At 68.1% G+C, this 18,511-nt stretch carries 18 protein-coding genes and 1 pseudogene; 5 read left to right on the top strand and 14 right to left on the bottom strand.

The features are described 5' to 3' along the window. Positions 1-17 precede the first annotated feature (17 nt). The 6 genes and pseudogenes from kdpB to map form a co-directional block, all read right to left on the bottom strand. Complete coding sequence (gene kdpB / locus ACPPVW_RS17570; protein WP_426624347.1) at positions 18-2,162, bottom strand: potassium-transporting ATPase subunit KdpB; 2,145 nt, start codon at positions 2,160-2,162, stop codon at positions 18-20. A 1-nt stretch (position 2,163) separates the two neighbouring features. Beyond that, complete coding sequence (kdpA, locus tag ACPPVW_RS17565) at positions 2,164-3,843, bottom strand: potassium-transporting ATPase subunit KdpA (RefSeq protein WP_426624346.1); 1,680 nt, start codon at positions 3,841-3,843, stop codon at positions 2,164-2,166. A gap of 1 nt (position 3,844) precedes the next feature. Continuing rightward, on the bottom strand, positions 3,845-3,934 hold the full coding sequence (locus ACPPVW_RS17560) for a potassium-transporting ATPase subunit F (RefSeq protein ID WP_426624345.1): 90 nt from the start codon (positions 3,932-3,934) through the stop codon (positions 3,845-3,847). Next, complete coding sequence (locus ACPPVW_RS17555) at positions 3,931-4,074, bottom strand: hypothetical protein (protein WP_426624344.1); 144 nt, start codon at positions 4,072-4,074, stop codon at positions 3,931-3,933. The genes ACPPVW_RS17560 and ACPPVW_RS17555 overlap by 4 nt, the downstream gene beginning before the upstream one ends. Before the next feature lie 95 nt (positions 4,075-4,169). After that, positions 4,170-4,986 (bottom strand): annotated as a pseudogene (gene ppgK, locus ACPPVW_RS17550) (polyphosphate--glucose phosphotransferase). 90 nt (positions 4,987-5,076) lie between these two features. After that, positions 5,077-5,943 carry a type I methionyl aminopeptidase gene (gene map, locus ACPPVW_RS17545; protein WP_426624343.1) on the bottom strand — a complete coding sequence of 289 codons (867 nt, stop codon included), beginning with the start codon at positions 5,941-5,943 and terminating at the stop codon, positions 5,077-5,079. Between the two features lie 12 nt (positions 5,944-5,955). Between map and ACPPVW_RS17540 the strand changes: the two genes are divergently transcribed. Together ACPPVW_RS17540 and ACPPVW_RS17535 are read left to right on the top strand one after the other, a co-directional pair. After that, positions 5,956-6,168 (top strand): SPOR domain-containing protein, encoded by a 213-nt coding sequence (locus ACPPVW_RS17540; protein ID WP_426624342.1) that lies wholly within the window; start codon positions 5,956-5,958, stop codon positions 6,166-6,168. Positions 6,169-6,172: 4 nt separating this feature from the next. After that, the gene (locus ACPPVW_RS17535) at positions 6,173-6,646 is read left to right on the top strand and encodes a DUF6194 family protein (protein ID WP_426624341.1); all 474 of its coding nucleotides are present in this window, start codon (positions 6,173-6,175) and stop codon (positions 6,644-6,646) included. Here ACPPVW_RS17535 and panB read toward each other — a convergent pair. Continuing rightward, positions 6,643-7,494 (bottom strand): 3-methyl-2-oxobutanoate hydroxymethyltransferase, encoded by an 852-nt coding sequence (gene panB, locus ACPPVW_RS17530; protein ID WP_426624340.1) that lies wholly within the window; start codon positions 7,492-7,494, stop codon positions 6,643-6,645. The two genes, ACPPVW_RS17535 and panB, sit on opposite strands and share 4 nt — an antisense overlap. 112 nt (positions 7,495-7,606) lie before the next feature. Here panB and glnA (ACPPVW_RS17525) point away from each other — a divergent pair, with 112 nt between their 5' ends. Beyond that, positions 7,607-8,944, top strand: coding sequence for a type I glutamate--ammonia ligase (gene glnA, locus ACPPVW_RS17525; protein WP_426624339.1), 1,338 nt, complete (start codon positions 7,607-7,609; stop codon positions 8,942-8,944). A gap of 8 nt (positions 8,945-8,952) precedes the next feature. Continuing rightward, positions 8,953-11,988, top strand: a complete 3,036-nt coding sequence (locus tag ACPPVW_RS17520; protein ID WP_426624338.1) for a bifunctional [glutamine synthetase] adenylyltransferase/[glutamine synthetase]-adenylyl-L-tyrosine phosphorylase — start codon at positions 8,953-8,955, stop codon at positions 11,986-11,988. Positions 11,989-12,121: 133 nt separating this feature from the next. Here the strand turns inward: ACPPVW_RS17520 and ACPPVW_RS17515 are convergent, their stop codons facing one another. The 7 genes from ACPPVW_RS17515 to glnA (ACPPVW_RS17485) all read right to left on the bottom strand — a co-directional run bounded on the left by ACPPVW_RS17515 (position 12,122) and on the right by glnA (ACPPVW_RS17485) (position 17,875). Next, complete coding sequence (locus tag ACPPVW_RS17515) at positions 12,122-12,433, bottom strand: YciI family protein (protein ID WP_426624337.1); 312 nt, start codon at positions 12,431-12,433, stop codon at positions 12,122-12,124. 296 nt (positions 12,434-12,729) lie between these two features. Next, positions 12,730-12,900, bottom strand: coding sequence for a hypothetical protein (locus ACPPVW_RS17510; RefSeq protein ID WP_426624336.1), 171 nt, complete (start codon positions 12,898-12,900; stop codon positions 12,730-12,732). A gap of 455 nt (positions 12,901-13,355) precedes the next feature. Continuing rightward, positions 13,356-14,548, bottom strand: a protein-coding gene (locus ACPPVW_RS17505) for an IS3 family transposase (RefSeq protein ID WP_426624335.1) whose coding sequence is annotated in 2 segments (ribosomal slippage) — positions 13,356-14,261 and positions 14,264-14,548 — 1,191 coding nt in all. Because the reading frame shifts where the segments join, the coding sequence is not laid out codon by codon here. A gap of 426 nt (positions 14,549-14,974) precedes the next feature. After that, positions 14,975-15,430, bottom strand: a complete 456-nt coding sequence (locus ACPPVW_RS17500) for a hypothetical protein (RefSeq protein ID WP_426624334.1) — start codon at positions 15,428-15,430, stop codon at positions 14,975-14,977. Then, complete coding sequence (locus ACPPVW_RS17495; RefSeq protein WP_426624333.1) at positions 15,427-15,726, bottom strand: hypothetical protein; 300 nt, start codon at positions 15,724-15,726, stop codon at positions 15,427-15,429. The genes ACPPVW_RS17500 and ACPPVW_RS17495 overlap by 4 nt, the downstream gene beginning before the upstream one ends. A gap of 370 nt (positions 15,727-16,096) precedes the next feature. Then, positions 16,097-16,297: a hypothetical protein gene (locus tag ACPPVW_RS17490; RefSeq protein WP_426624332.1), complete on the bottom strand. Its 201-nt coding sequence runs from the start codon at positions 16,295-16,297 to the stop codon at positions 16,097-16,099. Between the two features lie 153 nt (positions 16,298-16,450). Beyond that, complete coding sequence (glnA, locus tag ACPPVW_RS17485) at positions 16,451-17,875, bottom strand: type I glutamate--ammonia ligase (RefSeq protein ID WP_426624331.1); 1,425 nt, start codon at positions 17,873-17,875, stop codon at positions 16,451-16,453. 192 nt (positions 17,876-18,067) lie between these two features. On the opposite strand from glnA (ACPPVW_RS17485), the gene ACPPVW_RS17480 reads away from it, so the two are divergent. Further along, entirely contained in the window at positions 18,068-18,511 is a 444-nt protein-coding gene (locus tag ACPPVW_RS17480; protein ID WP_426624330.1) for an RDD family protein, read from the top strand.

Genomic DNA, 18,511 nt, shown 5'->3' with positions numbered 1-18,511 from the left:
GTTCGATGGCCTTTCGATCAGAATCCGGGGAGGAGGGCGACCAGGAGGTCGATCAGCTTGATGCCGATGAACGGCGCGATGATCCCGCCGATCCCGTAGATGAGGAGGTTGCGGCCCAGCAGTGACGACGCCGCCGACGGCCGGTAGCGCACACCGCGCAGAGCCAGCGGGATCAGCAGCACGATGACGATCGCGTTGAAGATCACGGCGGAAAGGATCGCGGAGGCGGGGGAGTGGAGGCCCATCACGTTGAGTGCGGCGAGGCCGGGAAAGGCGCCGACGAACATCGCGGGGATGATGGCGAAGTATTTCGCCACGTCGTTCGCGATCGAGAAGGTCGTCAGCGCTCCGCGGGTGATGAGCAGCTGCTTGCCGATCCGGACGATGTCGATCAGCTTGGTCGGGTCGGAGTCGAGGTCGACCATGTTGCCGGCCTCCTTCGCCGCGGAGGTGCCCGTGTTCATCGCGACACCGACATCGGCCTGGGCGAGCGCCGGCGCGTCGTTCGTGCCGTCTCCGGTCATCGCGACGAGCGCGCCGCCCTCCTGCTCGCGTCGGATGAGCGCGAGCTTGTCCTCGGGCGTCGCCTCGGCGAGGAAGTCGTCCACGCCGGCTTCGGCAGCGATCGCCTTGGCGGTGAGCGGGTTGTCGCCCGTGACCATCACGGTGCGGATGCCCATCTTCCGGAGGTCGGCGAACCGCTCAGCGAGCCCCTCCTTGACGATGTCCTTGAGGTAGACGACGCCGAGGAGGCGGGCGGAGCCGTCCGCGTCGCGCGTGGCCACGGCGAGCGGAGTGCCGCCGACCTGGGAGATCCGCTCGACCTCATGGTCGAGCTCGGCGAGGGCTGCCGCAGAGGGCGGGGTGGTCTCTCGCACCCAGAGGACCACGGCGCTCGCCGCGCCCTTGCGCACCTGCGAGCCGTCGGGGAGGTCGAGGCCGCTCATGCGGGTCTGCGCCGTGAACGGGACGATCTGTCCGCCGAGGGGATTGGCCTCCACGAGCTCCGGTCGCTGGTATCCCAACGTCTCGGCGAGTTCGACCACCGAGACGCCCTCCGGCGTCGGGTCGCTCAGCGACGACAGCGCCGCCGCCTGCACCAGCTCGTCGCCCGCGGTCCCGCCGACGGAGGTGAACTCGCTGGCCCGGCGGTTTCCGTACGTGATGGTGCCGGTCTTGTCGAGCAGCAGCGTGGTGACGTCGCCCGCGGCCTCCACCGCCCGGCCCGACATGGCGAGCACGTTGTGCTGCACCAGGCGGTCCATGCCGGCGATGCCGATTGCCGAGATGAGCGCCCCGATCGTCGTCGGGATGAGGCAGACCAGCAGCGCGACGAGCACGGGCACGGTCGGCGACGCGTTCGAGTAGCCGGCGACCGGCTGCAGCACCAGCACGACGATCACGAAGATGATCGACAGGCTGGCCAGCAGGATGTTCAGTGCGATCTCGTTGGGTGTCTTCTGCCGGGAGGCGCCCTCCACCAGGGCGATCATGCGGTCGACGAAGGTCTCGCCGGGCTTGCTGGTGATGCGCACGACGATGCGGTCCGAGAGCACGCGGGTTCCGCCGGTCACCGCACTGCGGTCGCCGCCGGACTCGCGCACCACGGGTGCGGACTCTCCGGTGATGGCCGACTCGTCGACCGTGGCGATTCCGCGGATGACGTCGCCGTCGCCGGGGATGAGCTCGCCGGCCGTGACGACGACCACGTCGCCGAGCCGCAACTCGCTCGACGCGACCTGTTCGGTGGCGGTGGTCGACGCCTCGGCGTCGCCGGTCTCGTCGTAGCGGGGCACCCGCGTCGCGACCGTGGTGGACCGGGTCGTGCGCAGCGTTGCGGCCTGGGCCTTGCCGCGCCCCTCGGCGACCGACTCCGCGAGGTTCGCGAAGAGCACGGTGAGCCACAGCCAGGCGGCGATGCTCCACGTGAACGCGAGCGTGGCCGGACCCGCGCCTCCCGCGCCCAGGAAGGGTTGCGCGATCGCGATCACCGTCGTGAGCGCCGCGCCGACCTCCACGATGAACATCACCGGGTTGCGCCACATGAAGCGCGGGTCGAGCTTCCGCAGCGCTCCAGGGAGCGCTGCGACCAGCTGCCGTGCCGAGAACGCCCCGGGAGGGGTGGCCGACGTGCGGGCCGCGGCCGAATGGATGGTGGTCATGTCAGTTCAGCCCTTCCGCCAGGGGACCCAGCGCGAGAACGGGAAAGTACGTGAGTGCGGAGACCAGCAGGATGGTGCCGGCCATCAGTCCGACGAACTGCGGGCGGTGCGTGGGGAGGGTGCCGGCGGTCGCGGGGACCTTGTTCTGGGCGGCGAGCGAGCCGGCGAGGGCGAGCACGAACACGATCGGCACGAACCGGCCGAGGAACATCGCCACGCCGAGCGCGGTGTTGAACCACGGTGTGGCCGCCGTGAGGCCGGTGAAGGCAGAGCCGTTGTTGTTCGCCGCCGACGTGAACGCGTAGAGCACTTCGCTGAAGCCGTGCAGCCCCGGGTTGAGGATCGAGGTCTTCTCGACGTCCGCCCGGATGGCGGGGATCGCGAAGCTGAGACCTGTCCCGAGGAGCACGATCGCCGGCGTCGCCAGGATGTACAGGCTCGCGAGCTTGATCTCGCGCGGGCCGAGCTTCTTGCCGAGGTACTCCGGGGTGCGGCCGACCATCAGGCCCGCGAGGAACACCGCGATCACCGCGATCACGAGGATCCCGTACAGCCCGGAGCCGACGCCGCCCGGCACCGTCTCGCCGACCATCATGTTGATCATCGCCATCATCCCGCCGAGCGGCGTGTAGCTGTCGAGCATCGAGTTGACGGCCCCGGTGGAGGTCGTGGTGCTCGCCGTGTTGAAGAGCGTGGAGCCGAGGACGCCGAACACCGTCTCCTTGCCCTCCATCGACGCAGCGCCTCCCGTCGCACCCCCGACCTCGAAGAGCGTCATGGCGATGAGGGAGATCAGGAACAGCGAGCCCATCGTCGCCAGGATCGCGTAGCCCTGACGCTTGTCGCCGACCATCGTGCCGAACGTGCGGGGGAGCGAGAACGGGATGACGAGAATCAGGAAGATCTCAAAGAGGCTCGTCCACGCCGTCGGGTTCTCGAACGGGTGGGCGGAGTTGACGTTGAAGAAGCCGCCGCCGTTCGTGCCGAGCAGCTTGATGGCCTCCTGCGAGGCGACCGGGCCGCCCGGGATCGACTGCGTCGCCCCCGCGAGCGTGTGCACGTCGGTGAACCCGGCGACGTTCTGGATCACACCACCGGCGATCAGCACGAGGGCCGACACCAGGGCGAACGGGAGCAGTACGCGGCCGGTCGCCCGGATCAGGTCGACCCAGAAGTTTCCGATGCCGGCCTGGGTGAAGGATCCGGCGCTGCGCCTGGCCGCGAACCCGCGGACCAGCGCGATCGCGACAGCGATGCCGACGGCCGCCGACACGAAGTTCTGCACCGCCAGAGCGGCGAACTGCACTGTGTAGCCGAGCGTGACGTCCGGCGAATACGACTGCCAGTTCGTGTTGGTGACGAACGAGATCGCAGTGTTGAACGCTGTCCCCTCCGGCACGGCGGGGAAGCCGAGGCTGTACGGCAGGAACTGCTGGAGCCGCTGTAGACCGTAGACGATGAGGATGCCGACGACCGAGAACGCGAGGACGCCGCGCAGATAGGCGGGCCACGACTGCTCCGAGCGGGGATCGATCCCGATCAGCCGGTAGACGCCGCGCTCGACGGCGAGATCCCTGTCCGAGGTGAAGACCCGGGCCAGATAGTCGCCGACCGGGCGATGGGCGATCGCGAGCAGGAGGACGAGCGTCGCCAGCTGGGCGACGAACAGCCAGACCGCCATGTCAGAACCGCTCCGGCTTCACCAGGGCGACCACCAGGTAGCCGATCGCCGCGATGCCGAGCAGGGCGGCGACCAGGGTGACGACGATCACAGCTTTTCGACCCCCCGGCCGACCAGTGCGACGACGAACGCCAGCACCGCGACGGCGAGAAGGTAGACGAGGTCGAGCACGACTCTCTCCATCCATTCGGACAGCCCGACCGGACGGCCGGGGCAGGAGAGAGTCCACACCCGCGGAGGGCGACCCCACGCCGTCCTCACGCTTCCCTAACGCGGGCGCGCCGGATCCATGCGGATCACTGACGCCCTGCGCGGCGCGTCGCCGCTCAGGCGTCGGGCGAGATGCCCACCTCGGCCGACCGGCCGCGTTCGCCTGCGTCGCGGCGCTCGCCGCGCACGGCCAGAGCGGCCGCACCGAGGATCCCCGCGTTGTTGCGGTGCATCGCCGGGACGATCTCTGTCGTGAGGTCGAGCAGCGGCAGGAACTCCTGGTGGTTCTTCGAGACCCCGCCGCCGACGATGAAGAGGTCGGGCGTGAACAGGAACTCGACCGTGGAGTAGTACTTCTGGAGGCGCTTGGCCCACTTCACCCAGGAGAGGTTCTCTCGCTCCTTCGCCGAGTAGGCGGCGCGCGACTCCGCGTCGTAGCCCTCGATCTCCAAATGCCCGAGCTGGGCGGCTGCGGATGAGCACGCCGTCGTAGATGAGCGCCGAACCGATCCCGGTGCCGAGGGTGGTCATGATGACCAAGCCGTCCCTGCCCTTCGCCGCACCGAAGCGGGTTTCGGCGTACCCGGCCGCGTCGGCGTCGTTGACGAAGTGGATGTCGCGGCCCAGCCCCTTCTCGAAGAGCTCCTCGGCGTGCAGCCCGATCCACTTCTCGGACACGTTGGCCGCCGACAGGGTGACGCCGTGGCTGACGATGGCCGGGAAGCAGACGCCGACGGGAGCATCCGGCTCCTCCGCGGCGAGCCGCTCGACGATCGCCTTCGTGGTCTCCACGATGTCGTCCGGCTTGCCGCCCTCCGGCGTCGGCAGCTTGACCCGATCGCTGAGCAGCTCGCCGGTCTCGAGGTCGACCAGCGCCCCCTTGATGCCCGTTCCGCCGATGTCGATTCCGATTGCGTGGTTCTGACCGCTCATGTCCACGAATCTACCTCGCTGCCGACCCACCGGTGGCGAGCGGAAGCTAGACCAGGAGTCCTGGGGGCGTCGGCTCCCACAGCGGCTTCGCTACGGCAGCGTCAGGATCTCCGCGCCCCGCTCGGTGACCGCGAGCGTGTGCTCGAACTGGGCTGTGATGCTGCGGTCGCCGGTGACGACCGTCCAGTCGTCGGCCCACATGTCCCACTCGTGCGTTCCCAGCGTCAGCATCGGCTCGATCGTGAACACCATCCCGACCTCCATCACGTCATCGAACGCAGGCGCCGCGTCGTAGTGGGGGATGATCAGACCCGAGTGGAACGTCGCCCCGACACCGTGCCCGGTGAAGTCGCGCACGACGCCGTAGCCGAACCGTCTGGCGTACGACTCGATGGCCCGGCCGATCACATTCACCTGGCGTCCGGGCGCGACGGCCTTGATGCCGCGGCTCAGGGCCTCCCGGGTGCGCTCGACCAGCAGGGCGACCTCCTGGGAGGCTGCGCCGACGACGAAGGTCTGGTTGCTGTCGCCGTGGAAGCCGTTCCTGTACGCCGTGATGTCGATGTTGACGATGTCACCGTCTTCGAGCACGGTGTCGTCGGGGATGCCGTGGCAGACGACCTCGTTGACCGAACTGCAGAGCGACTTGGGGTAGCCCCGATAGCCGAGGGTCGAGGGATACGCGTCGTGTTCGATCAGGAACTCGTGGCCGATCGCGTCGAGCTCCTCCGTCGTGATGCCCGGCCGCACCGCCTGACCGACCCGTTCGATCGCCCGCGCCGCGATCCGGCCGGACTCGCGGATCAGCTGGATCTCCTCCGGCGAGTACACGTCGCCGCGGTCCGACGGCGTCGGACCCGGCTTGCCGACGTATTCCGGCCGCGGGATGCGCGACGGGACGGCGCGCATCGCGGTGACGCGGCCAGGGATCAGGTGACCGGCGGAATCCTTGGGCATAGGATCAAGCTTATGACCGGCGAGAACGACTACGGGATCCGCCAGGATGCCGAGCACAAGTACTGGTACAACATGAAGACCGGCCAGGTCGAGCAGGGCTTCCTGTCGCCCGCCCCCGACCGCGTCGGCCCGTTCGACACCCGCACCGAGGCCGAGCACGCGCTCGAGAAGCTCCGCGAGAACAGTGCGAAGTGGGCGGAAGAAGACGCCGAGGACGGCCGCTAGAAGCATGTCTCTGGATCGGGTCCTGTCAGAGATCCGGGCCTTCGACGGCGTTCTCGAACTCGCGCCGCAGGACGGCAGCGAGCACCCGCCGATCTCCTGGGGCGACCACTTCTTCTACTTCGCGCCCGACGGCCGGGTGCCGACCAACAGGCAGCCCTACGCGACGATCGTGACGAAGGACTACCCGGACGACGTCTCGTCACGTCTCGACGCTCCGGATCGCTGGCGGCTCAACATCCACGTGGGGGCGAAGGCCGCCGCCGAACTCCTCGGTCGCGCTCCCGCGGCCTCCGGGGACGCCGAGGTGGAGGACTACAGCGCCGAGGACGTGTTCCTCCCGCACCCGTTGTACGGCGCTTACGGGTGGGTCTGCGTCGTGAACCCCGGCACGGCGACGCTCGATCGTGCGCTGGAGGCTCTGCGCGACGCCCACGACGACGACAGGCGACGTGTCGAACGCCGGGCGGCCCCGAACTAGAAGCTGTGCTCGGCGGTCGGGAACTGACCGCCCTTGACGTCGTCTTTGTACGCCCGCGCGGCCTCCGACAACACGCCCTTCAGGTCGGCGTACTGCTTGACGAACCGCGGGATGCGGCCGGTCGAGAAACCCGCCCAGTCCGTCCACACCAACAGCTGGCCGTCGACATGCGGCCCGGCGCCGACGCCGATCGTCGGGATGCGCAGCTCCTGCGTCACGCGCTGCGCCACGTCGGCGGGGACCATCTCCATCACCACGGCGAACGCGCCGGCCTCCTCGACCGCGTGGGCGTCCGCGAGAACCTGTTCCGCTCCGGCGCCGCGGCCCTGCACGATGTGGCCGCCGAGGCCGTGCTCGCTCTGCGGGGTGAAGCCGATGTGCGCCATCACGGGGATGCCGGCGCCGACGATGCGGCGGATCTGCTTTGCGCTGCGCTTGCCGCCCTCCAGCTTCACGGCGTGAGCCCCGGTCTCCTTCATGAACCGCACGGCGGTGTGCAGCGCCTCCTGCGGACCGGACTCGTACGAACCGAAGGGCATGTCGGCGACGACGAACGCGCGCTTGACTGCCTTCGCCACCGCACGGGTCAGCGGGATGAGGTCGTCGACCGTCACGGGGAGGGTGGTGTCGTAGCCGAGGACGTTGTTGCCGGCCGAGTCGCCGACCAGCAGGAAGTCGATCCCCGCTTCGTCGAAGATCTGGGCCGTCAGCATGTCGTAGCTGGTCAGACCGGTGAACGGCGCCCCTTCCTCCTTGGCTGCCTGGAAATGGCGGGTCCGTACCCGCTTCAGCGACTCCATCGACGGGGCCGTGGGATGGACGGAGGGCACAGGGGACTGCTCGCTCATGCGCCTCAGTCTAGTGATGCCTCTCGCGGGCTGATCCGACGGGATTCGGGGCGCAGTAGCCGTAGAGTTGGGAGCCACGCCCTAGTCTGGAGGGGCTGACGAAAGGGGCAGGATGGACAAGCAGCGCGACTTCGTTCTTCGGACCATCGAGGAGCGCGGCGTCAAGTTCGTGAGGCTGTGGTTCACCGATGTCGTCGGCACGCTCAAGTCGGTGGCGATCGCCCCGGCGGAGGTCGAGGGCGCGTTCACCGAAGGCCTCGGCTTCGACGGCTCCGCCATCGAGGGGCTGACGCGCGCGTTCGAGTCCGACCTGCTCGCCCATCCCGACCCCACCACCTTCCAGATCCTGCCGTGGCGCGGCGAGATCGACCCGACCGCCCGCATGTTCTGCGACATTACGACGCCCGATGGCCAGCCCTCGGTGTCCGACCCGCGCAATGTGCTCAAACGCACGCTCGAGAAGGCCGCCGACCGCGGGTTCACCTTCTACACGCACCCGGAGATCGAGTTCTACCTGCTCAAGTCCTCGACCTTCGGCGACGAGGGCCCGGAGCCCGTCGACTCGGCAGGGTACTTCGACAACGTCCCCGGCGGCACCGCGCACGATTTCCGTCGCCGGTCGGTGCGGATGCTCGAAGACCTCGGCATCTCGGTGGAGTTCAGCCACCACGAGGCCGGCCCCGGCCAGAACGAGATCGACCTCCGGTACGCCGACGCGCTCACCACGGCCGACAACATCATGACCTTCCGCACCGTCATCAAGGAGGTGGCCATCGAGCAGGGCGTCTACGCGACGTTCATGCCCAAGCCGCTCTCCGGGCACCCGGGCTCGGGCATGCACACCCACATGTCACTGTTCGAGGGCGATACCAACGCGTTCTTCGAGGCCGGTGCGCAGTACCAGCTGTCCAAGGCCGGCCGCCAGTTCATCGCGGGTCTGCTCAAGCACGCCCCGGAGATCACCGCGGTCACCAACCAGTTCGTCAACTCCTACAAGCGGCTCTGGGGCGGCGACGAGGCGCCCAGCTTCGTCTGCTGGGGCCACAACAACCGCTCCGCGCTCGTGCGGGTGCCGCTCTACAAGCCCAACAAGGGCCAGAGCTCGCGCGTCGAGTACCGCGCGATCGACTCGGCGGCCAACCCCTACCTCGCGTTCTCGCTGATGCTGGCCGCCGGTCTCAAGGGCATCGAGGGGCAGTACGAGCTGCCTCCGGAGGCCGAGGACAATGTCTGGGCGCTGTCCGACGCCGAGCGCCGAGCGCTCGGCTACAACCAGCTGCCGGCCAGCCTCGACCACGCGATCGCTCTCATGGAGGACTCGGAGCTCGTCGCCGAGACACTCGGGGAGCAGGTGTTCAACTACGCCCTGCTCAACAAGCGCAGGGAGTGGGCGGAGTACCGGGCGCAGGTGACGCCGTTCGAGTTGCGCACCAACCTCGAGATCCTCTGACCGAAGTCGTGGCCCGCGAACAGCTCTCCCTCACCGCGCTCGCGCGTGCCGGATTCGTGGGGCTGAGTTCGGTGCGGGGCGAGCTGCAGGAGCTCGTCGAGCTCACCGGCTTCGATGTGGACGACCTCCTGCCCGCCCTTTCGGCGGTGGCGGACCCGGACACCGCGCTGGCGCTCGCGCTGCGATTGCTCCGGCACGCGCCGGTGCAGACGGCCCGTTATGTGCCGTCGCGCGACGACGCCCGCCGGGTCCTGCGGGTGATCGGGGCGTCGGAGGGCGCGGCCGAGTTCTTCCTGCGGCAGCCGGCGGAGTTGAGCGCGCTCGACTATCCGGTCACCGCCCTCCCGAACGCCGAGGAGCTTCGCACCGACCTGCTCGACTCGGTCGGCGCCGTCGACGGCGTCGCCTCCGTGGAGGACGACGAGGCCCGCGTCGCTCTGCGCGTCCGCTACCGCCGTCGGCTCGTGCAGATCGCGAGCTTCGACCTCGAGCAGGACGATCCGGTCACCGGGTTCGACGCGGTGGCCGCCGCACTCTCCGACCTGGCTGCCGCCGCTCTGGAGGCCTCGCTCGCCGTCGCACGCGCGCAGACGATCGGCAGCGGGCCCGGCCGCTTCCCGGAGGCCGAGGTGCGCGCCACCCCGTTCGCCGTCATCGGCATGGGCAAGGCCGGCGCGCGCGAGCTCAACTACGTGAGCGACGTCGACGTCATCTACGTGACGGAGGGCGTGGAGTCCGCCGGCCTCAGCGCGGGCAGAGCGGTCGACATCGCCACGCGCCTGGCAGTGCTCACGCAACGCGGCATCCACGAGCCGGCGATCGAGCCGGGGCTCTGGGAGGTCGACCCCAACCTGCGGCCGGAGGGAAAGGACGGCGCGCTGGTGCGCACGCTCGAGTCCCATATCGCGTACTACGACCGCTGGGCCAAGGGGTGGGAGTTCCAAGCCTTGCTCAAGGCGCGCCCGCTCGCCGGTGACGCCGACCTCGGCTCGCGCTACGTCGCCGCGCTCGGCCCCAAAGTGTGGAGCAGTGCGTCGCGCGAGAACTTCGTGGAGTCGGTGCAGCGGATGCGCGAGCGCGTCACCGACAACATCCCCGACGACGAGGTGCACTACCAGCTGAAGCTCGGGCCGGGCGGGCTGCGCGACGTGGAGTTCACCGTGCAGCTGCTGCAGCTCGTGCACGGGCAGACCGACGAGCTCGTGCGTCAGCGCGACACGCTCTCCGCGCTGGCCGCTCTCGCCGCCCAGAGCTACATCGGGCGCGAGGAGGCTGCCGCCTTCTCGCAGGACTACCGCATGCTGCGGCTCATGGAGCACCGCCTCCAGTTGCGCCACCTCAGCCGCACCCACCTGATGCCGCGCGACGAGGGCGACGTGCGGGTGCTTGCCAGGGCGACCGGGCTGGCCCCGAACGCCGAGCAGCTGCTGGTGCGTTGGAACGAGATCAAGCACCGGGTCCGCGGCCTGCACGAGCGGCTGTTCTACCGGCCGCTGCTGAGCGCCGTGGCGGCGACCACTGCAGACAACGGGCTCGCGGGCGCGACGACCGAGGGCGGTGCGGGGCTCACGAGCGAGCAGGCGGAGGCGCGTCTCGCCGCGATCGGGTTCCGCGACCCGCGTGGCGCCCTGGCGCACATCGGCGCGCTCACCGCGGGCGTCTCCCGTCGTGCGACCATCCAGCGGCACCTGCTCCCCGTCCTCCTGCAGTGGTTCGCGGCGGGCGCGGATCCCGACTACGGCCTCCTCACGTTCCGTCGGCTCAGCGAAGACCTCGGCTCGACGCACTGGTACCTGCGGATGCTGCGCGACTCCACGGGCGCCGCGGAACGGCTCACGCGCGTGCTGTCCGGCTCCCGGTTCGCCGGGGAGCTGCTCGGCCGCATCCCCGAGTCGGTCGCCTGGCTGGAGTCGGAGGAGGACCTCCGCCCGCGCACGGTCGAGCTGCTGCGCGAGGAGACCGCGGCGATCCTGGGCCGGCACATGTCGGCGGCGACGGCGGCGGCGTCGCTGCGCGCGGTCCGTCGGCGCGAGGTGCTGCGCCTGGCCTTCTCCGCCATCCTCGGGTTCTGCACGATCGAGGAGCTCGCCCGTGGTCTCACTGCCGTCACCGAGAACGTCCTCGCCGGCGTCCTGGCCGCGATCCGCGCCGAACGCGGCGACGCCGACGCGCTCGAGTTCGCGATCATCGGCATGGGGCGCTTCGGCGGTCGCGAGCTCGGCTTCGGCTCCGACGCCGATGTGATGTACGTCTTCCGCCCGCTCGCGGCCGATCAGGACGCCGCGCACAAGGCCGCCCTCGCCATCGTCGCCGAGCTGAACAGCCTCACCGAAGACAACCGGCTGCCGCTCGACCTCGACATCGGGCTGCGGCCGGAGGGCAAGAACGGCCCGGCCGTGCGCTCGCTCGAGGCCTACCGGGCCTACTACCGTCGCTGGTCGCTCACGTGGGAGGCCCAGGCGCTCCTGCGCGCCCGTGGCGTCACGGGCGACCCGGCCCTGCTCGCCGACTTCGAGGCCGTCGCCGACGAGGTGCGGTACCCCGTGAGCATCCTCGAGCAGGAGGTCCGCGAGGTCAAGCGCATCAAAGCGCGCGTCGAGAACGAACGGCTCCCGCAGGGCGCCGACCCCTCGCGGCACCTCAAGCTGGGCCGCGGCTCGCTCAGCGACGTCGAGTGGTTCGTGCAACTCGTCCAGCTGCAGCATGCGGCCGCGATCCCCGCGCTCCGCACGACCTCCACACTGGAGGCCCTCGCCGTCGCGGTCGAGCACGGCTTCATCGAAGCGGACGACGCCGCGAAGCTGCACGACGCCTGGCTGTTCGCCTCCCGCGCGCGCTCAGCGATGACCCTGTGGACGAACAAGACCGCCGATGTGCTCCCGGCCGACCGGGTGGCGTTGGAGGGCGTCGCCCGCCTCCTGGAGTACCCGCCGGGTTCGGCGAGCCGGCTCGAGGAGGACTACCTGGCCGTCACACGACGGTCGCGGGCCGTGTTCGAGCGCTCCTTCTACGGCCTCCCGCAACGCCCGACGCCCACCGGCTGACGACGGCCTGCTGACTGCCGGGCGTCACATCCCCGTCACACGACGGTCGCGGGCCGTGTTCGATCGCTCCTTCTACGGCCTCCCGCAACGCCCGACGCCCACCGGCTGACGACGGCCTGCTGACTGCCGGGCGTCACATCCCCGGGACGGGTGTGAGCTCGTAGACGTCGATCGTGCCTCCCATCGCGCGGTGGGGGTGGCCGGTGAGCAGCGCCTCGACGGCGTCCGCGCTGTCGGCCTCGATGAGTGTGTAGCCGCCGACACTGCGGTCGGCGCCCTCGGACACCGCGGCCGTCGGTGCGCCGAAGTCGACGAGGCCGCTGCCGACCTGTTGCGCCCACGTGTTCCACGCGGCGTTCATCTGCTCGGCCTGCTCGGGAGTGGGCTCCGGCATCGCGGCCATCGCCTCGGGGTCGGCGCGGTAGAGGAGGAGGTAGCGGGTCATGCGGGTCTCCGATCTGTCGCGGGGCCAGAGCGGCCCCGGCACGATCGAATCTAGTCGAATGGCTGCCTCGTGGGTACTCCGGAGCAGCCTGCGCCGGTTCTCAAACCAGGGCGACGCTGCTTTCTGAGAGTCCGTCGGCCGGTTCCGGGGCGCCGCCCGGAACGGTGGGACGATCGGGAGGCCCCGCCCCGACGATCTCCTGAGCTTCGCCTCGGAGGCGCAGCATCTCGCCGGTGGGAACATCACTTTCACGACCCTGCCGATCACCGGTTACGGAGTGAAGGACGGCAAGGACGTCAACCTCGTCGACCCGACCAGATCGACGCCATCGTGCAGCAGTTGCTGAATCCTGCCACGGCGACGCCCGCTCCCGCTTCGTCGGCGCCGACCACGACGCCCGCACGGACGGCGACAGCCGCGCCGACGGCGACAGCCGCGCCGACGCACCCTGCGGGCCCCAACGGCACCTACACCGACCCGACGGCCCCGCTGACATCCGGGGAGTGCCGCGTGTGAAGTGATCCCTACTCGCCCAGCGCCTCGATCAAAAGTCGCGTAGAGCCGGCTGAACCGCAGCGGGTGCTCGTCCGACTCGATCGGGCTGAGCGGGAAGGTCACTTTGGCCCCGTAGGACCACTCCGCGGTGACCGTGAAGTCGCCGGGCCACGGATCGAAGACATCGCGGCGGGATGCCGAGTTGGCGTCCGAGATGGTCAGCTGGGCAAGACCGGCGCGTGGGCGTGCGACGACGACCGTCTCGACGTCGTACGGGTTCCCACTCGCGCCGGTGGCATCCGCGAACACGATGGTCTTGTCGGTGAAGACGACCACCTTCGCCGAGAAGAGCCCGCCGTCGTCGAGCCTGACCCCGGAGTCCAGATGCTCGATCGGGTCTGCTGCACGAGTAGGTGACAGTTTCTAGTCACGCCGCCAGTGCGACGGGCGTGTTCATGATGACCTCGAATTCGACCGGGGTCAAACGGCCGAGCGCGGCCTGTCGTCGGCGGCGGTGGTAGGTCCGTTCGATCCAGGTCACGATCGCGATGCGCAGCTGCTCGCGGGTGGTCCAGGCGCGGCGGTTGAGGACGTTCTTTTGCAAGAGGCTGAAGAAGCTTTCCATTGCGGCGTTGTCGCCGCAGGAGGCGACTCTGCCCATTGATCCGACCATGCGGTGTCGGGTCAGGGCGCGCAGAAACTTCCGGCTTCGAAATTGCGACCCGCGGTCGCTGTGGACTACGCAGCCGGCAACGTCGCCGCGCATCGCGACGGCGTTGTTGAGTGCGTTGACGGCCAGGCTCGACTTCATTCTGGAGTCGATGGAGTAGCCGACGATCTTGTTGCCGAACACGTCCTTGACCGCGCAGAGGTAGAGCTTGCCCTCGCCGGTCTGGTGCTCCGTGATGTCGGTCAGCCAGAGCTGGTTCGGCCCGTCGGCGGTGAACTCGTGCCGGAGTCGCCCGTCCTCGTCCGTGACGGTGCAGAGATCATCGTGGACGGCTGGGCCGGGCTTCTTGCCGTTCTTGCCCCGCTTCTTCCCGAAAGCACTCCACCAACCATTGGCCGACGCGATCCGCCACGCAGTCCGATCCGCCATCGCCTGCCCGATCTCACGCGCCTCGTCGGCCAGCAGCCGGTGCCCGAACTCGGGGTCATCCCGATGCGCGTCGAACAACGCGTTCGCCCGACACGCCTCGGTCACCTCGCTATCGGTGATGGGGTTCGCCAGCCATCGGTAGTACGGCTGACGAGAGAGCTTGAGCACCCGGCACGTCACTGTCACGGGGATCCCCGCTCCAGCGAGCTCACTCACGAGCGGGTAGAGCCTTTTCCCGGCAGGTTCGCCTGCGACAGATACGCCGCCGCCCGCCGCAGGACCTCGTTCTCCTGCTCCAGCAACCGGACCCGCTTGCGCAGCTCGCGATTCTCGGCAGACTCCCTGCCCGCCTGGCCGGGCTTGGTCCCCTCATCGACCGCGGCGCGGCGCAGCCACTTCTGCAACGTCATCGCGTGGACACCGAAGTCTTTCGCGATCTGCTCGATCGTCACTCCAGGTTCACGACCCCGCGCGACACGCACGACGTCGTCACGGAACTCGGTGGGATAGGGCTTGGGCACGATGCCATCCTTCCAGGCTGTCCACTCGGACAAGCCAGATCAGATGTCACCTATCCGTGCAGCAGACCCATCGGCCGCAGCCCGACCGCGAGGACGATGCCATTGACGAAGTGCCCGAGCCACTCCGCGCGATCGTCATGGCGGATGCGCGCCCAGGCCGGCCCGGAGAGCTGCCCGCTGATCTCCGAGGACCTCGTTCAGATCCCTCTCGACCATGCGACGCCTCCTCGGTGCCGGCCCTGCAGCAGGCCACTGCGACCACCGTAGCGACCCGCGGTCGCATGCGCACCGGAACACGGAAAGCCGCACCCCCATTGGGATAAGTGGCAAACTTCCGCTCGTTTCCGCGGTTTTGTGGCTATAGGCAAACAGTACGTGATTGTGCTGAATTGGGACTGTGGCGGACTGTTGGCGGACTGAGGTGAATTACGTCGCGACAAGCCGACCCGCTGCGGCGGCCTTCGCAATCGTGTCAAACGCAGTCGCGAGGGCATCAGCATCGTACGCCGCGAGACCGAATCCGTAGCGGACTGCGACGCTTGCGCTGTGGAGCTGAACGTACTCGACCGCGATCTGGGGATACAGCATCTTCACCATGTCAGAGACACCTGGCGGATTCTGACCATGTGAACCTCGACGAGCCTGGTGATGTTCATTGAAGCGATCGTCGGGGATCCATGCCTCGTTGTAACTCTTCAGCCGGCTGAGATCCGAGAACACTGGGTCTTCCATGAGGGACGCCCGCACCGTGTGGAAAGCCGCGTAGAAGTAGCTAACTGCATACCACTGGCTCGAAATAGCGCGTAGCTCTTCGGCGTCCTTCTTGAACGCAACTGCTCGCTCCCGGCACGCCTTAGGCGTCCGAACCGAGCTGACAGTCATGCGTAGCTGTACTGAAGCTGGGATGCCTCGACGTCGTCGGTATCCTCGATCTGATCCACGAAGACATACGTCAATGCGATCTCATCCCAGTACACCTGCTCGACCTCAAACATCACTTCGATCGCACGACGCTGTGCGGCGTCGGAACGATCCTCGAGCGCGATTTCAACGAACGCACTGAACTCGCGGGGGTGGGCCACAACTTGGAGAGCTGAAAGATTCTCCTTGCCGAGTGCCTCCACCGTGTACTCGCCGATTGCGCGCGTCAGGGCTGCGAACTCGTCCAATCCGGGCATACCCCAAACGATACATCCCTTGTCAAGCGACAAGCTGTGCCCCCGATGTTGGGATGGCCAAATCGTTACTAGTCGTGCGCGGCCAGCGATCATCTCAGCCGCCCGCAAGTCCACCTCACCACCGCATGCCTCCATTGTGTCTGTGACGATCGCCCAAACGCGAAGAGCGCCCGCATTCCCCGGGTGACCAACGTCGACTTCATGCGTGGAGTCATCTCGCGGGCGGTCCAGTACCTCGACGAGCCGCTCAAGACCGTGCGGGCGCGGCTGGGGGTGCCTCCTCAAGATGACGCTCGATACGTACGGGCACCTGTGGCCGGACAAAGACGAGTCATTGCGCGGCGCGGTGGTCGCTACGCAGACAAACCCGTCAGTCGGTTTGCTGCTCGCTAGCATCGATTCGGTCGGCAATGAGCTTCAGCGACTCGAATACGGCAGCAAAGTACTCATCGATCATCACGAATCGAAGATCGGGGTCACCCGCCGGCATCACGCCGGGTGGCCACTTTCGTTTGGCAATTCGCGCCTTTGCGTCTTCGATGGCCTGTTCGACTTCTTCGCGAAGTGTCATGGAATTCAAAATAGTGGCCCGAACAGCAGTGCTCCCGCGAAGCGAAAACGCCCGCCAGGCGTGATCTGGCGGGCGCTTTCGACTCGTGCGGACTATTCGCGGACTGACGCGTCCGCGATGTCTGAGAAACCGCGTGATTCCGCGGGTTTCTGCCTACACCCCGTAGTACAGCTCGTACTCGAACGGGTGCGGGCGCTGCGCGAGGGGCTTGATCTCCTTCTCGCGCTTGTACTCGATCCAGGTCTCGATGAGCTCCGGAGTGAACACGCCACCCGCGGTGAGGAAGTCGTGGTCGGCCTCCAGCGCGTCCAGCGCCTCGCCGAGCGTCGCCGGCACCTGCGGGATGTTGCGCGCCTCCTCGGGCGGCAGCTCGTAGAGGTCCTTGTCGACCGGCTCGTGCGGCTCGATGCGGTTCTTGATACCGTCGAGGCCGGCCATGAGCTGGGCGGCGAACGCGAGGTACGGGTTGCCCGAGGCGTCCGGCGCGCGGAACTCGATGCGCTTGGCCTTCGGGTTGGTGCCCGTGATCGGGATGCGGATGGACGCCGAGCGGTTTCCGGCCGAGTAGACCAGGTTGACCGGGGCCTCGAAGCCGGGGACCAGGCGGTGGAACGAGTTCACCGTCGGGTTGGTGAACGCCAGCACCGAAGGGGCGTGCTTGAGGAGGCCGCCGATGTACCAGCGGGCGATGTCGGACAGACCGCCGTAGCCCGCCTCATCGTAGAAAAGCGGCTTGCCGTCGTTCCACAGCGACTGGTGGGTGTGCATGCCCGAGCCGTTGTCGCCGAACAACGGCTTCGGCATGAACGTGGCGGTCTTGCCCCACAGCTCGGCCGTGTTCTTGACGATGTACTTGAACTTCAGGAGGTCGTCCGCAGCGTGGACCATGGTGTCGAAGCGGTAGTTGATCTCCGCCTGGCCGCCGGTGCCCACCTCGTGGTGCGCGCGCTCCAGGATGAGGCCGGCGTCGATCAGCTTCAGCGAGATGTCGTCGCGGAGGTCGGCCTGCTTGTCGACCGGGCTCACCGGGAAGTAGCCGCCCTTGTAGGGGGTCTTGTTGCCGAGGTTGCCGCCTTCTTCGAAGCGGCCGGAGTTCCAGGCGCCCTCCTCGGAGTCGACCGAGTAGAAGCTGGAGTTCTGCTTCACCTCGTAGCGCACGTCGTCGAAGATGTAGAACTCGGCCTCGGGGGCGAAGAACGCGGTGTCCGCGATGCCGGTGGAGGCGAGGTACTTCTCGGCCTTCTTGGCGACCTGGCGGGGGTCCTTCGCGTAGATCTCACCGTTGCGGGGGTTGTAGATGTCGAACACCATGATGAGTGTGCGCTCGGCGCGGAACGGGTCGACATAGGCGGTCGAGACATCCGGGATCAGCTGCATGTCCGACTCGTGGATCGACGCGAAACCGCGGATCGAGGAACCGTCGAACATCTGGCCGACGGAGAAGAACTCCTCGTCGACGGTCGCTGCGGGGATGTTGAAGTGCTGCTGCACACCGGGCAGATCGGTGAAGCGGATATCAAGGAACTTGACGTCGGTGTCCTTGATGAACTTGAGCACCTCGGAAGAATCACGGAACATACGGAGGACTCCCAATGGCTTTGCGATGACGGGACTGCGCGTGCAGCCCAAGCTACACGCTATGGGGAGGCCGTTTCCCTCCGGTGACGCAAATGTTTCCGGCATGTTACGCCGCGGTTCGCGTTACCGACCGCGGGACGGACGATGTGAGGCGCTCGGGAGGCGTGCAGTCCCGCCCGCTAAACTCGACGGGTGCCGCAGAAGTCCCCATCCTCTCCCTCGGGCCCGTCCTCCCGCTCGGGCGACATCGCGCCCAGCCGCTACCCGGGCGAACGGCTCGGCCTCCCGGAGGCGGGCCCGCGCTCAGTGGGGCGCCTCGGTCGCCGCCTCGGCGCTATCGTCGTCGACTGGGCGCTCGCCTCGCTGATCTCGTTGGCGTTCTTCCACTATGACCAGTGGGCGACGCTCGGCGTCTTCGCTCTCATTCAGATCGTGTTCATCCCGACGATCGGCGGCAGCATCGGCCACCGCCTGTTCGGGATGCGGGTGGTCGCAGTGGCGGGAGGCTGGGTCGGCGTATGGCGGCCGATCGTGCGCACCGTCCTCCTGTGCATCGTCATCCCGGCGCTCGTCTGGGACTCCGACCAGCGCGGCTTCCACGACAAGGTCGCCGGCACGGTCCTCATCCGCGCCTGA

Source organism: Leifsonia sp. McL0607 (assembly GCF_049993355.1).
Classification (GTDB): Bacteria; Actinomycetota; Actinomycetes; order Actinomycetales; family Microbacteriaceae; genus Leifsonia.
This window is presented reverse-complemented; position numbering and strand designations above follow the sequence as displayed.

Coding starts and splice junctions, on each gene's coding strand:
- ACPPVW_RS17500 (WP_426624334.1), bottom strand. CDS start 15,430: ATGACTGTCAGCTCGGTTCGGACGCCTAAGGCGTGCCGGGAGCGAGCA.
- kdpB (WP_426624347.1), bottom strand. CDS start 2,162: ATGACCACCATCCATTCGGCCGCGGCCCGCACGTCGGCCACCCCTCCC.
- ACPPVW_RS17495 (WP_426624333.1), bottom strand. CDS start 15,726: ATGCCCGGATTGGACGAGTTCGCAGCCCTGACGCGCGCAATCGGCGAG.
- ACPPVW_RS17515 (WP_426624337.1), bottom strand. CDS start 12,433: ATGACCCGCTACCTCCTCCTCTACCGCGCCGACCCCGAGGCGATGGCC.
- map (WP_426624343.1), bottom strand. CDS start 5,943: ATGCCCAAGGATTCCGCCGGTCACCTGATCCCTGGCCGCGTCACCGCG.
- glnA (WP_426624339.1), top strand. CDS start 7,607: ATGGACAAGCAGCGCGACTTCGTTCTTCGGACCATCGAGGAGCGCGGC.
- kdpA (WP_426624346.1), bottom strand. CDS start 3,843: ATGGCGGTCTGGCTGTTCGTCGCCCAGCTGGCGACGCTCGTCCTCCTG.
- ACPPVW_RS17490 (WP_426624332.1), bottom strand. CDS start 16,297: ATGACACTTCGCGAAGAAGTCGAACAGGCCATCGAAGACGCAAAGGCG.
- ACPPVW_RS17535 (WP_426624341.1), top strand. CDS start 6,173: ATGTCTCTGGATCGGGTCCTGTCAGAGATCCGGGCCTTCGACGGCGTT.
- ACPPVW_RS17540 (WP_426624342.1), top strand. CDS start 5,956: ATGACCGGCGAGAACGACTACGGGATCCGCCAGGATGCCGAGCACAAG.
- glnA (WP_426624331.1), bottom strand. CDS start 17,875: ATGTTCCGTGATTCTTCCGAGGTGCTCAAGTTCATCAAGGACACCGAC.
- panB (WP_426624340.1), bottom strand. CDS start 7,494: ATGAGCGAGCAGTCCCCTGTGCCCTCCGTCCATCCCACGGCCCCGTCG.